Raw genomic sequence first — 12,748 nt, forward strand, 5'->3', positions numbered from 1 at the left:
GAACAGCTGGCCCCCTTTTTTACAACCAAACGATTGGTTTATTTTCATCCAATTCATGCGCACGTCCTATGGGTGCGTTGGGAGCGACGGAGAATTCCATCAAATATTATTGGGAAAAAGTTGGTCCAATTTCCAACGGCCCGTTCCCCCTTTCATTTCCTTCCCGTTGATACCCCTGTTCCCTTCGCCTCTCCCCTTGCCGTTGGCCCTTAATCGTCCCGCGCCATTATAGGCGCGGGACGGCCCTTTCGGCAGGCGCCGTTCCCCTTCCGCCCTTCTCCGCCCGTTCCGTTTTCCTCTCCTTCGCGTGAAACCGCATTGCCGAGAACTCGGCGTTTGGATGCGTTCCGCCCGTGGCGCGGTTTTGGTCTCCTGGGGCCATGTCTTCGGAACCCCTACGGGCCTTTGCCCGGCCAGTCCGCCCCGCCTGTACGGGCTGGCTTCTTTTTATTTCGCTGGTGACGCCCTTGGTGGCGGCACCGGCCGCGGCGCGCTACTTCGAGGTGCGTCCCTTGCCGACCGCCGAGCAGATCGATCCGCTTGGGGCGGTCGTCGATCTTTCACTTCCTGCCTCGTCGGTGCGGGATATCGGGGAGGCCCTCACGTTATTGCTCCGTCCTGCGGGCTATCGGCTGCCGCGGGACATTCGGGCCGACGGGGCCATGGGGCGGTTGCTGACGCTGCCGGTGCCGGCGCCCCACCATTCCGTCCGCCGGATTCGGCTCGATCAGGCGGTGGCCATGCTGGTGGCGCCCGCCTATCGGCCGGTGGTAGACCCGGTGCACCGGCTGATCTCGTTCGAGCCGGTGGAGGGCTATGCGGAGCTGATTTCCGAGTCCGGCGGAACTGTGGAGGCAGTTGAGTCCTCGACGCCGGATAACGTCGAGGCATCCACTCCGCCCGCTCCTGATCCGATTCCTGCGTCGGAGGTTACTTCCGTTCCCCAGGTCTGGACGGTGCGTGAAGGCTCCTTCCGCGACAACCTTGTCCGCCTTGCCGCGGAGCACCAGTGGGCCGAGCCGGTCTGGGAGCTGCCCGAGGGTACCGACTTCCGGGTCCGTCACGCCTACGGGGTTCATGGTGCCGACGTCACCGCGTTGTCCGCCGAACTGGCCCGAGGCTACCCCCTCAAGCTCTGCATCTACCCCGTCAATCAGACGCTGCGGGTCGTGCCGCCGGGCACGACCTGCCAAAGGGAGGTGGTCCATGCGCCGTAGCCTCGCCCTCCCGGTGCTGGTCCCGCTGCTGATGGCCGGTTGCGTAGCACCGCAGATTCCCTCGGATGCCCCGCCCGCCGATGCCCTGGCCCAGTTACGAGCCGAGCCCTCCGCCCTCCCGGCGGTGAGCAATCACGAGGTGGTCGAGGGAGTGCCCTACGTGCCCGCCGCTGCTCCGAAGCCGGAGGAGGCGCCCCACCGCTGGCTCCACCGCATTCAGGTGGGCGACCTGCGGGTTCAGGCGCCGATCGGCGGCGAGGCGGTAATGCGGATGCTGCGGGCCGAGGGAATTACCCTCACCTCCACCCTGCCGATGAAGCACTTCACCTACGCCGGGCTCGGCGTTGCCCAGGTCGATGCGGAGACCGCCCTGCGGGTGCTGCTCGGCGGGATGGGACTCGACTACCGGATTGATGATGTCCGCCGCGTGGTGGAGGTCGTGCCGCTACCGGCGCGGACCTGGACCCTGAACCTGGGGAATCGCACCGCGTCGTGGAATGCGGGCGGGGCGTCTTCTTCCACGTCATCTACCGGTGACGCGAGCGCGGCGGCCGGAGCAACGGGGGCGACTGCCAATGCCTCGACCACTTCGGAGGGGAGTGATGGGGGCGGCAACGCCATCACCGCCCATGACGACGTGTGGACTTCCTTCCGCGAGGAGCTGGAGCAGCGTCTCACCCGCCTTACGCCGTGCGCCGCGTCGGCCACCGATCCGGTGGCGATGGGCACCGCCTTCGGACTGCCGCCCTCTTCGGGGATGTCTCCCCCACCTTCTGCTCCTGCACCCACAGCCGAGGCCGACTGCCTCTTCGACGACCAGCGGGTCGGCCGCTTCTCGGTCAACCCGGAGACCGGCGCGGTGTGGGTCCAGGCCCCCCGCTGGCTGCTCGACGAGCTGGACGCCTATTTCACCCGCGTCCAGGCCCAATACAACACCATGATCACCTTCGAGGGGCGGGTGATCCTGCTCTCCGAGGAGCAGGGCAACGACGCCGGTATCGACCTGCAGGCGATCACCAGTTGGGCGGGCGGCCGCTACGGCTTCGGTGTGATCAACAACGTCCTCGGCGGCGTTACCCTCCGCCTCCCCTCCAGCGGTCTGCCGCTGGAGGGTACTGACTCCCTCCCCGCCACCGCCGCGGGCCTCGCCTACCAGGGGGACCACTCGGCGCTCCAGCTCTTCTCCGCCTTCCTGGAGGAGGCGGGCGAGGTGACCATCCTCCAGCGCCCCCTGGTGGCTACCACCTCGGGCGTGCCGGGGCGCTTCTCCAAGCTGCGCACCACCTACTACCTCAACGTCGCCCAGACCACCAACGGCAGCGACAGCGGCGCCGCCGTCGGCACCCAGAACAACCTGGTGCCGGTGGAGCTGGGCACCCAGTTGCGGGTCAATCCCCGCTGGGACCCCACCACCGGGCTGGTGCGGGCGCAGATCGAGCTGGACCAGCGGGTGCAGACCGGCAGCCTGGAGCTGGACCAGTTCCTCTCCGGCGACGGCGGGCGCACGGTGCGCACCACCATCCCCCTGGTGGGCCGCCAGACGGTGACCGGCGAGGTGCTGCTGCGCGACGGCGACCTGATCGTGCTCGGCGGCCAGAGCGAACGGGAGACGCGCACCTCCGCCTCGGGCCTACCCGGCACCCTCGACGGCCCGTTCGCCTGGCTCACCGGCCGCCATTCGACCTCCGGGCGCCACGCCACCTACTTCTTCGCCCTCCAGGTGCGGGTGAGTCCCAAGGGCGGCGCCTCGTGAGGGGCGTTTCCGGTTTCACCCTGATGGAGATGGTGGTGGCGCTGCTGCTGGTCACCCTCCTCACCCCGCTGGTCTTCTCGGCGATCACCAGCCTCAGCGCGGCGCAGGAGCAGGCCTACCGGGCGACGATCCGCCGCGACCACGAGCGGATCGCCTCGGCGCTCCTCGCCTACGCCCGGCAGGAGACGCCGCTCGGCACCTTCCCCGCCCCCTACAGCGGCGGTGCTGCTCACTCCGCCCTGCTCGACCCCGCCAATACCGCGCTCGCGCAGCACCTGCGGGCGACCGGCCTCAACACCGTCCTCGTCAACCACGACGGCTCGGCCTCGGCCAATGTGCGGGTCTATCAGCGGGTCAGCGGGCTCACCGCCAACGTGCCGGTCTTCTTCCAGTCGGGGCCGCTGGCCACCCTCACTTACGACTTCGCGGCGATCCACCAGACCGCCTGCCCCCAGGCGTCGCCCTGCAACGGGGGGCTCCCCGGCGACTCCCCCGCGTTGACCGCCGCCAACCACACCGCCTGGACGGTGACCGGAAGCGATTTTCTGCCGGTCTTCGTCTCCACCCTGCCCCAGCAGAAGCGGATGCTCGCCGAGACCCTGCGCCGGATCGGCGGGCTGCGCCGGGCGCTGGCCGAGTTCGCCCAGGCCGGGCGGCTCGCCGCCGCGGCGGGCGATCCCACCAACCACTATCCAAGCCCCAACGGCGCCGGCGCACCCCACCTCTCGGGGGCCAACCCGGTGACCAACGAGGGGTGTCACGACGGCTGGTACGACCTCGCCGCCGGCAACGTCAACGTGATCCAGCAGGTGGGCCTCGCCCGGGGGGAGTTCGCCGTCACCGCCTGGGGTGGCGCTATCGCCTACTGCCGCGACTACGACCCGGCGGCGAGCGACGGCTCCACCGCCGACCAGCCGCCCCACGCCGCGGCGCTCCGCCTGTACCGCGCCCTCTCCCTCGGCAGCGCCCCCGGCGCGCCGGGCAGCAACCTCCTCTTCCCCATCTGAGTTCCCGAACCATAGGAGCATCCCTGTGAAGCGCCATATTCCTCTTCCGTGCCGCCGCCGCGGCTTCACCCTGATCGAGCTGGTCGCCGTGGTCACGGTGATCGGCATCCTCGGCGCCCTGGCCGCGCCGACGCTGGTCGGCATGATCGACAAGGCCTCGGCGCAAAAGATCTATACCGTCGCCGCCAAGCTGGCCTCGACCCATTCGCTGATGGCCCAGGAGTTCCGCACCACCAAGGTCGCCTCCGCATCCCCAGTGCCGGCGGCCAACAACACGATGCTCGACGTGCTGGTCCAGGGCCGCCCGATGGTCTCCGACGCCTACCGCGACCGCTACGAGACCGGCGGCTTCGCCCCGCTGACCACCGCGCTGGTGACCACCACCGACCCGGTGGCCGGCAGTTCGGCGGGGGCCTACACCCTGGAGGGCTACCCGGTGACGCTGACAACCCCCGACGCCTTCACCGCCCAGGTGGCGCTGAGCAACGTGCCGACCCGCATCGTCAAGCTGATCTGGGCGGCCCACTCGGAGGCCCCCTTCGCCAGTGGCACCAGCGTCACCTCCGGGCCGGTGCAACACAGCAATGACTTGGGCGGCTTCCATACCCTCACCCTGGAGTTCCCGATCTGATGCTGGCGCTGCTGCTGGCCAGTCTGGCGGTGTTCTTCACCGCGGTCGCCCAGGGGCAGGTATCGGCGCTGCATGCGGCGGCCGCGCACGACGAGGCGGCGGCGCGGGCGGTCGAGGTGCGTCGTGTGGCCAGTGCGGTGGAGGCGTATCGCCAAGCGAACGGTTCCTATCCCGCCTCGCTCGCGGTGCTGATGGCCACGGCGGATGCGACGCAGTTGCGCTACGTCGATCCCGAGGCGGTTCGCTACGCCGTCGCCGGTGGTCTCTCCGATGGCGTATGGCGGTTCGAGCGGGCGGGGGTCTATGCGCTCGACCCGACGAAGGGGAACGACGCTTCCGCCTTTCTCTCAGGCAACACCTGCGGGGATGGCACCTTCACCACGGCGACCGACTGGTGCGGCGGCGATGACGCCCACTGGTGGCGAGGCGAAAGCCGCGCCGACGCGCCGACCGAACTCGCCGAGCAGCGCCTCGCCCTCACCGCCCCGCTGCGGCGGATCGCCGACTACCACACCGCCCACGGTGAGTTTCCCACCGGGGTCGCGGTGGGCGGCGTTGCCACCCTCCCCGCCTTGGCCGGCTACAGCGGTACGGCCTCCGGCTGCACCGGCATCCACCTTTGGGATGGCCTCCCCCTCGGCTGTGACGATTTGCACAATCGCCAGGGCCATCCCATCACCGTCAACCTGCGCGACGAGGGCGCGCTCCGCGTCCTCTACCTGGTGGCCCGCACCGATCTGCTGAGTGTCACCGGCACCCCGATCCGCGTCGCCGCCCGCCTCGCCGTGGAGCGTTGAGCCATGGCTGCGACCGAAACCGAAACCGAGACCGCCCCCACCCCGCTCTTTACCCAGACCCCGGAGGCCCTGGTCCAATCCTGGGGCTGGCCGGAACCGCCCGAATCGCTGCTCGCCATCGCCCGCGACGCCCTGTCGATCCGCGGCCTGCGCAGTGGAGAGGCCGCCGTCCACCTCGGCCTGTGCGACGAGGTAACCAAGGAGCGTCTGCTCCGCGAGAAGCCCACCCACCTCCGCACCCTCGCCTGGCTCGCCGAACGCCTCCCCGCCGTGCGCGAGGGCATGCAGCGCCTCCTTGCCCTCCACCGCCGTCTCCCCTACCTCACCGGGACCGTGGAAGGGCTGTACCGTCACCCCCTGATGGAGGAGCCGGCGGTCGCCCGGCGCTGCGACGAACTTGATGCGGTACTGCTGCAAATCGGCGAGGGGGCGGCCCTGCTGGTCTTCGCCGAGATCGAGCGGCTGGAGGGCTTCCAGCAGCTCGGCCGCCTCGCCCGCCGCCGCGATCCGCTCCGCTCGGCCCTGGCCGGGCGCCACGAGGCGCTCCACTGGGCGGTGGGCGCCCGCCCCTGGATCACGGTCACCCGCCAGGCCGGCGACGAGGCGGAGGGGACGACCACCGGCGACGGGGTGATGCAGGCGCGCATCTGGCGCGCCGCCGAGGCGACGGGCGACGCCCAGCGCCTCCTCTCCCGGCTGCTCGACGCGGCGCTTGCGCTGGGCGCCGACGACCTGGACATCTGGCCGCTCGCCGACGGCAGCGCCGAGGTGCGTTGCCGCATCGCCGGTCTGCTCCGCCCCCTGGAGGCGGTGCCGCGGCTCTCGGCCGAGCGCTACGACGAGATCCGCGGCTTCCTCCTCGCCCGCGCCGGGGCCAACGCCCGCGGCGGCCGGCTGCTGCAACCGGCCGACGGCGAGATCTACTACCAGGGCCTCTCCAGCGAGACCCACATCCGCGGCTCCTTCCTCCCCCGCTCGCTGCCGGGTGACGCGCGGGAGCTGATCAGCGCGAGCCTGCGCCTGGTGCCCCGGCGCACCCGTGGCCGCGAGGCGCACCGCCTGGCGGGCCTGCATCTCCCCGCCGAGGCCGAGGCGGCGCTGCGCCACCTGGTCGGCCACCAGCGCGACGGCATCGTCTGCGTGGTCGGCGGCACCAACAGCGGCAAGTCCACCACCCTGCGCACGCTCCTCGGCGAGCTGGATGCCCACCACGGCGGCACCCGCAAGATCATCGCCCTGGAGGACCCGGTGGAGGAGGTGCTCCCCGGCATCCGCCAGTTCTCGGTGCCGGCCCACCTGGGGGCGGAGGCCTACCCGATCGGCCTGCGCGCCCTGATGCGCCATGACCCCGACATCATCGGCATCGGCGAGGTGCGCGACCGGATCACCGCCGAGACCGCGGGCCACGCGGCGATCACCGGCCACCTGGTGGCCACCACCCTCCACGCCAACGACACCGTGGACGGCGCCCAGCGGCTGATGCTGATGGTGACGCCCGAGCAACGCTTTCCGCTCGCGAACGCCCTGCGGTTGCTGGTGGCGCAGCGGCTGGTGCCGCGCCTCTGTCCCGATTGCCGGACGTTGCGGCCTCTGACTGAAGCTGATCGCTCTGATTGGGAAAGTACCGCGGAGGAGCGGGGCGTCGATCCCGCGTCGGTGACGCTCCCCGCACAGGTCGGCGTGGCCGGCGCGGGGTGCGCGGCGTGCATCCACGGCTATACCGGCCGCGCCGCGCTGGCCGAGGTGCTGCGGGTCACCCCGGCGGTGCGCCGCCTGCTGCTCAGTGACGATCCGGTGGAGCGCTTGGCGTTGGGGGAACTGCGCTCGCTGAACCTCTTCGAGAGCGCCTTTGCGCTGATCGCCGAGGGGGTGATCGCCTGGGAGGCGTTATGGGCCTGAACCCCATCAAAACGGTCAGGCCAGCCAGCGGCCACGAGATCGAGGAGGCCGCCGGGGCGCTCGCCGAGCAGTTGGAGGCGGGGGTGCCGCTCGCCGCGGCGGTGGCCAACCTCCCCCGCCTCGCCTCGCGGCGCCACGCCGACCAGTGGGGCGCCATCGCCGAGGGACTGCGCGCCGGCTCGTCCCTGGCCGCCCAGCTCTCCGGCTGGTGGCCGGCGCCGCTGGTCGCCGCGGTCGAGGCGGGCGAGCACGCCGGCCGCCTGCCCGAGGTGTGCCGGCGCATCCGCGAACGGCTGGTCCAGGGCCGGCGGATCACCCGCATGGCGTGGCGCCTCGCCTACCCCGCCGGGATTGTCGCCGCCGCTTGTGCCTCGGGGCTCCTCATCCTGCTGTGGGTGATCCCGCGCATCGCCCGCGGCGTGGGCGCGACGGACTCCGGGATCGCGCAACTGAGCGGCGAGGTCCACGCCCTGCTCCTCCAGTGGGGGTGGCCGGCCGCCGCCGGCTTGGTGGTCGGCGGCCTGTGGCTCGCTGGCCGCCTGCGCGATCCCGCCTTTCGCGGCGAGCTGGTCGGACTGGTGGTGGGCTGGCCCCTGGTCGGCCCCGGCCTGCGCCAGCTCCACTTCGGCCTGTGGGCCTACCAGTTGGCCCTGCTCCACGCCACCGGCGGTTTCGAGCTGCCGCGGATGCTGCGGCTCTCCGCCGAGACCCTTCCGCCGGCCCTGCGCGCCGGGGTCGAACGGATGGCCGGCGAGGTGGAGCGGCTCGGGTTGGAGGGGGCCGCCGACCCGGAGCGCACCGCGCCGGACGATCCCCGCCGGGCGTGGCCCTTCTATCTGGTCCACGCCTTCGCGCTCGCCCACCAAACCGGGCGGCTCGACCGTCACCTCACCGAGGTGGCGCCGCGGCTGATCGAGGGCGGCACGCGGATCGTCGAGCGGCTCTTTGCCGGGCTGCAACTGGTGGCGATGCTCTTTGCCGCCGGGCTGGTGGGGCTGCTCTTTCTTGCCATCTATGCGCTCCAGTTCGGGGCGCTCGGGCAGGCGATGGGGAGGGGGACATGAGCCGGCTTCCCTCGTTTCCCGGCCGCACCCGCCGAAAGGTCGTTGAGCCGCAGGTCGTGGGCACGGTGGCGGATTGCGGGGCGCTGGAGGCGGGCCGCCCGCTGCTGCTCTGCGGGGATCTGGTGCTAGTGGACCGCGACGGGAGCGATCCCGGCCCCGGCTTTGTCCAGCAGCGGGATCGGCAGGTGGCGCGAGGTGCGCCGCTGGCCGTCTGGTTGCGGAACGAGGCGGTCGCCGCGGTCGCGGGCCACCGTCGTGTGGCGCTGGCGGTGGATGGCTATCTCCGTTGGGGAATGTCCCAACGATCCCCCACCCTGCTGGTCGCCGGCTTCGCCCCCAACCACGGGGAGAGCAACATCGAGGCGTATGCCTTTCGGGATGGGGCGCTGTTCCAATGCCAGGAAGCGATGCTGCCGCCCCGTTCCGACGACCGGTTCGAGCGGGCGTTGGCTGATCACATCGAGGCCGTACGTGCCACCCTCCCCGGCGACGGCTGGCAGGTGGTGACGGCTTCCCCCCTCCCGCCGTTGGCGGGCATCGAGCACGTCGGCGAGGCGCCCCTGGCGCGGATCAAATACGGTCCCTTGCGCGCCCGGCGTCCGCAGGGGCGGCGTCATACGCTCCCCCTGCTGCTGATCGTGCTGGGGGTAGTGGCCTATGCCGCGGCCCTCGGCATCGGCCAGTGGCGCTATCAGGCGGCCGTCACCCAGTTCCGCGCCCAACGGGTTGGCGCCGCCGCCCTCGCGGTGAGCCTCGATCGCCTGCTGGCGATGCGCCGCTACCTGGATTCGAGCGGCGAGACCAACCAAGGGCTGTCGGCCCTCGGGCCGATCCTCGCCGCCACCGCCCGGCTCGATGGCGCCATCCTCCGCTCCGTCCATCTGGCGGCCCAGCCCACTCTCGGCGAGGCGGCGCTGGAACTGGAGCTGGCCCTGCCCCGGCGAGAGGCCTCCGGCCTGAAGCAGGGCGCGGGCATCCTCCAGGCGCTGGCCCTCGGCGGCTGGGAGCTGACCCTCGACCGCCATCGCGACCTCACCCTCCCGGTGCGCGGCGAGCCCCGCCCCTACCGGATCTTTCACCTGGAGGGACGACGCCCATGATCCCCGTCGATCGCTCCCGGCTGAACACCGTAGCTGCCGGCATCGCCGCCCTACTGCTGCTCCTGGCAGCCGTGCAGGGCTGGTCGCTGCTCGCGAAAAAGACCGCCCAGCAACGCCGGGAGACCGCGGCGGTCGCCCGTTGGCAGGCCCAGCGCGATGAACTCGCCCCGGTGGCGGGACGCTGGCGTGCGACCTTCCCCTCCAGCGCGGCAATCCGTGACCTGGCCGGGCTCCACCGGGCGTTGCGCATCGAGGGGCTCACCGTCGATCCCGACACCCTCGCGGTAGCCGGGGTCCACCCTGAAACAGACCAAGGAGTCGCCTTGGGGGTCTCCCGCCTGTGCGTGCGCACCGCAGGGACCACCGGGTTGGAGGCGGGTGTCCGCTCCGCCTCCGAGGCCCTGGCGGCGCTGACGGCGCTGACCGCCCGTCCCGACCTACGCATCGGCGGGGTCACCCTGGCGCTTCGCGACGGGAAACCGGTGCTGCGGCTCGATGATCTTTGCTTGGTCGTGCGGGAGAGCGATGATGCGGATTGACCGCTCCCGTCTGAGTTCTCTGCTCCAAGCGCCCCGTGTCCGCCTACCGCTGCTGGCGCTGCTGCTGTGGCAGCTCCACAACGGCCTGGACGGGGTTCAGGCACGATTGGCCGGTCAGCCGGTGGAGCGCTTTCAGCCGGAGGCGGTACCGGCACCCAACACCGCCCCGCGGGCGCTACCCCTGCTGCGCCGGGCTGCGGCCGATGCCGTGGAGAATCCGGCCTCGGGCAGCGCCACCGACCTCGACCAGTTGCTGATCCCTCCGCCAGCTTCGATACGCCGTCCCGCGCCCACACCGGTAGTCGCGCCGCCCGCACCGCCAACCGCGCCCGTCGACTACGCAACCCTGCTCCGCGACAACCTCACCCTCCAGGCCCTCTCCGCCCGCGGCGCGGTGATCAACCAGCACTTCGTCGCCTGGGGCGAACCACTCCCCTTCCCGGTGCCGACCGAGAACCGCGAGCGGTGGGTGATCCCCCGCTTGCAGGGCATCACCCCAAAGAGCCTGCGGGTGACCGTGGAAGATCGAATTGTGGTGGTCCCCCGGCGATGAAGCGGCTTCGTTTCCTGACCCTGTTGGGTATCCCCCTCGCCCTCGCCGCGGCCCGGCCGGCCGCTGCCGGGGAGTGGGCCTGGGACGCCTACGGCAGCGGCGCCTACAACGGCGCGGTCACCCTCCAGGATGACCTCGGCAGCGGCTTCTCCACCCTCACCGATCCCACCGGCAGCGGCGCGCCGACCCAGGCCACCGCCATCCAGCCGCCGCTCATCGTGCGGGCCGCCCCGCCCTCCAGCGGCGGCGTGTTTCAGCTCCTCCCGCCCGACACCCCCTGCGACAGCACCACCGAGAACCAGCTCCGGTGGCAACGCACCGATGGCCAGCAGCTCTGCCACTTCGCCAACGGCGGTTACCAGTGGGTACAGCTCGACGGGACCATCGTCATCGATGCCACCTACGCCGTGGCGCTCGACACCGCCCAGCAGCCCTTCGGCTGCCAGGGAACCTGGTTTGGCGGCGGCAACTACGTCGATGACGGCCCCGCCCCCAATCTCCGCAGCGACGGTCTGGCCAACACCGCCTTCCTGTCGGGCAGCGTCAGCGGCTGCCAGGGGCTGTTCAACGCCTCGGACTACTGCTACCACCTCACCGCCCACGGCCACAGCGACTGGTTCCTGCCTGCCCCTACCCAGCTTCAGGTGGTCTATGCCCACCGCGACCGGATCGCCGCATTGGCCACCTCGGGCAACCTCGTCTGGCACTCCAAGCTGTGGACCAACCAGTACTACGCCGAGGGCGTCGATTTCGCCACCGGCGCCCTGCGGGGCGATTACCGCTCCTTCCTCCACACCACGATCTGCATGCGCCGCCGATGAGGAGACCCCATGCGCCACTTCGCCCTGCCACTGCTTGTTGTCGCGAATGCCTCCATTGCCGCCACCCCCGCCGGCACCGCCTACCTCCCGCCCGGTACCGCCTGCGAGGCTTCAACCCTCTACCAAGTGAAATGGGAAGGCAGCGCCGAGTGGGTGTGTGACGTCAACGACGCTCTGGGCTTCCCGGTCTATCGCTGGCTACCCGGCAGTGGCGGCGACCCCACCATCCTCCCCGGTACCTATTTGCCGGATGGAAGCTTCTACATCGGCGGCGGTCTCATCGCCTCCGCCAGCGACGCCCCCGGCCTCTATGCGAGCGGCTGCGGCACCGCCGGCTACCACCAGTCGGACGCCGATACCGGCGCCAACTCCGACACCGACGGCCGCGCCAACACCGAAACCGCCCTCGGCGGCGCCCCCTATTGCGACCCGATCCACATGGAGGCCCAGCGCTACTGCCACCACCTCACCGCCCACGGCCACAGTGACTGGTACCTCCCCGCCAACAGCCAGTTGCTGGCGCTGTTCAACGTGGCCGGAGTTCTGGGGATGTCGGGCAGCTACTGGTCCTCCACCGAGGTCTACACCACTCTGGACAACATGAACATGCAGGGGAACGTCGCCGACGGCAGAACCTGGCATGAGGGGCGGAACTATGGGAAGAAAGTGCGGTGCGTGCGGGGGTGACGGCGGAATTCGGTCCCCCCCCCCCAAACGTCGGTAGCTCATCGCCTCACCGCGGCCGAGCCACTGGATCGCTCACTTGATCGTGCATACAATTAAACCATGGAATACGAATGGGACGACGCGAAGGCCGTCGCCAACCGGGACAAACACGGTGTCGATTTCCACGAGGCGGAAGCCTTCGAGTGGGACGCGGCGCTGATCGACCCGGACACCCGCCGGGACTACGGTGAGCCCCGCTTCACCGCCCTCGGCCCCATCGGCAACCGGCTCTACGTCATGGTCTACACCGTGCGCGGGGAGACCCTCCGAATCATCAGCCTGCGCAAGGCCAACCGCCGGGAGTTCAACCGCTATGCCGAAACGTAAGCTCATCCCCCCCACCGAGGCGGAGGACCGTGCGATTACCCACGCCGCCGAGACGGACCCGAACAACCCGCCGCTGGAGGACGAGGCCCTGACCCGGATGCGCCCCGCCACCGAGATCCATCCGGCCGTGGTCGAGGCCCATCGGCGGGGCGGCATCCGCCATCGCGGCCCACAGAAGGCCCCCACCAAGGAGCGGATTACTATCCGCCTCTCTCCTGATGTGGTGGAGCACTTCCGCGCCACCGGCAAGGGGTGGCAGAGCCGGGTTGACGAGGCTCTACGGGAGTACATCCGGGAGCACGACTAACACGCGG

14 protein-coding genes are annotated in these 12,748 nt (G+C 70.7%); all 14 read left to right on the forward strand.

The features are described 5' to 3' along the window. The first annotated feature begins 470 nt into the window (after nt 1-470). The 14 genes from pilL2 to ACYQ2W_RS07875 all read left to right on the forward strand — a co-directional run bounded on the left by pilL2 (nt 471) and on the right by ACYQ2W_RS07875 (nt 12,741). Nucleotides 471-1,217: a PFGI-1 class ICE element type IV pilus protein PilL2 gene (gene pilL2, locus ACYQ2W_RS07810; protein ID WP_459865082.1), complete on the forward strand. Its 747-nt coding sequence runs from the start codon at nt 471-473 to the stop codon at nt 1,215-1,217. Beyond that, the gene (locus ACYQ2W_RS07815; RefSeq protein WP_459865003.1) at nt 1,207-2,970 is read left to right on the forward strand and encodes a hypothetical protein; all 1,764 of its coding nucleotides are present in this window, start codon (nt 1,207-1,209) and stop codon (nt 2,968-2,970) included. Before pilL2 ends, ACYQ2W_RS07815 begins: the two co-directional genes overlap by 11 nt. Then, nucleotides 2,967-3,977, forward strand: a complete 1,011-nt coding sequence (locus ACYQ2W_RS07820; protein WP_459865005.1) for a hypothetical protein — start codon at nt 2,967-2,969, stop codon at nt 3,975-3,977. The genes ACYQ2W_RS07815 and ACYQ2W_RS07820 overlap by 4 nt, the downstream gene beginning before the upstream one ends. 25 nt (nt 3,978-4,002) lie before the next feature. Beyond that, nucleotides 4,003-4,608, forward strand: a complete 606-nt coding sequence (locus ACYQ2W_RS07825) for a type II secretion system protein (protein ID WP_459865008.1) — start codon at nt 4,003-4,005, stop codon at nt 4,606-4,608. Continuing rightward, nucleotides 4,608-5,405 carry a hypothetical protein gene (locus tag ACYQ2W_RS07830; RefSeq protein ID WP_459865011.1) on the forward strand — a complete coding sequence of 266 codons (798 nt, stop codon included), beginning with the start codon at nt 4,608-4,610 and terminating at the stop codon, nt 5,403-5,405. The genes ACYQ2W_RS07825 and ACYQ2W_RS07830 overlap by 1 nt, the downstream gene beginning before the upstream one ends. Nucleotides 5,406-5,408: 3 nt before the next feature. After that, entirely contained in the window at nt 5,409-7,304 is a 1,896-nt protein-coding gene (locus tag ACYQ2W_RS07835; RefSeq protein ID WP_459865012.1) for a GspE/PulE family protein, read from the forward strand. Next, on the forward strand, nt 7,295-8,368 hold the full coding sequence (locus ACYQ2W_RS07840; RefSeq protein ID WP_459865014.1) for a type II secretion system F family protein: 1,074 nt from the start codon (nt 7,295-7,297) through the stop codon (nt 8,366-8,368). Before ACYQ2W_RS07835 ends, ACYQ2W_RS07840 begins: the two co-directional genes overlap by 10 nt. Further along, entirely contained in the window at nt 8,365-9,468 is a 1,104-nt protein-coding gene (locus ACYQ2W_RS07845; RefSeq protein WP_459865016.1) for a hypothetical protein, read from the forward strand. Before ACYQ2W_RS07840 ends, ACYQ2W_RS07845 begins: the two co-directional genes overlap by 4 nt. After that, nucleotides 9,465-10,007, forward strand: coding sequence for a hypothetical protein (locus ACYQ2W_RS07850; RefSeq protein ID WP_459865018.1), 543 nt, complete (start codon nt 9,465-9,467; stop codon nt 10,005-10,007). Before ACYQ2W_RS07845 ends, ACYQ2W_RS07850 begins: the two co-directional genes overlap by 4 nt. Next, entirely contained in the window at nt 9,994-10,560 is a 567-nt protein-coding gene (locus ACYQ2W_RS07855; RefSeq protein ID WP_459865019.1) for a hypothetical protein, read from the forward strand. Before ACYQ2W_RS07850 ends, ACYQ2W_RS07855 begins: the two co-directional genes overlap by 14 nt. Then, entirely contained in the window at nt 10,557-11,381 is an 825-nt protein-coding gene (locus ACYQ2W_RS07860; protein ID WP_459865020.1) for a hypothetical protein, read from the forward strand. Before ACYQ2W_RS07855 ends, ACYQ2W_RS07860 begins: the two co-directional genes overlap by 4 nt. A gap of 9 nt (nt 11,382-11,390) precedes the next feature. Next, on the forward strand, nt 11,391-12,068 hold the full coding sequence (locus ACYQ2W_RS07865; protein ID WP_459865021.1) for an Lcl C-terminal domain-containing protein: 678 nt from the start codon (nt 11,391-11,393) through the stop codon (nt 12,066-12,068). Between the two features lie 99 nt (nt 12,069-12,167). Further along, nucleotides 12,168-12,434, forward strand: coding sequence for a BrnT family toxin (locus ACYQ2W_RS07870; RefSeq protein ID WP_459865022.1), 267 nt, complete (start codon nt 12,168-12,170; stop codon nt 12,432-12,434). Continuing rightward, complete coding sequence (locus ACYQ2W_RS07875; protein ID WP_459865023.1) at nt 12,421-12,741, forward strand: BrnA antitoxin family protein; 321 nt, start codon at nt 12,421-12,423, stop codon at nt 12,739-12,741. Before ACYQ2W_RS07870 ends, ACYQ2W_RS07875 begins: the two co-directional genes overlap by 14 nt. Nucleotides 12,742-12,748 lie beyond the last annotated feature (7 nt).

The sequence above is a fragment of the Endothiovibrio diazotrophicus genome, assembly GCF_054657215.1.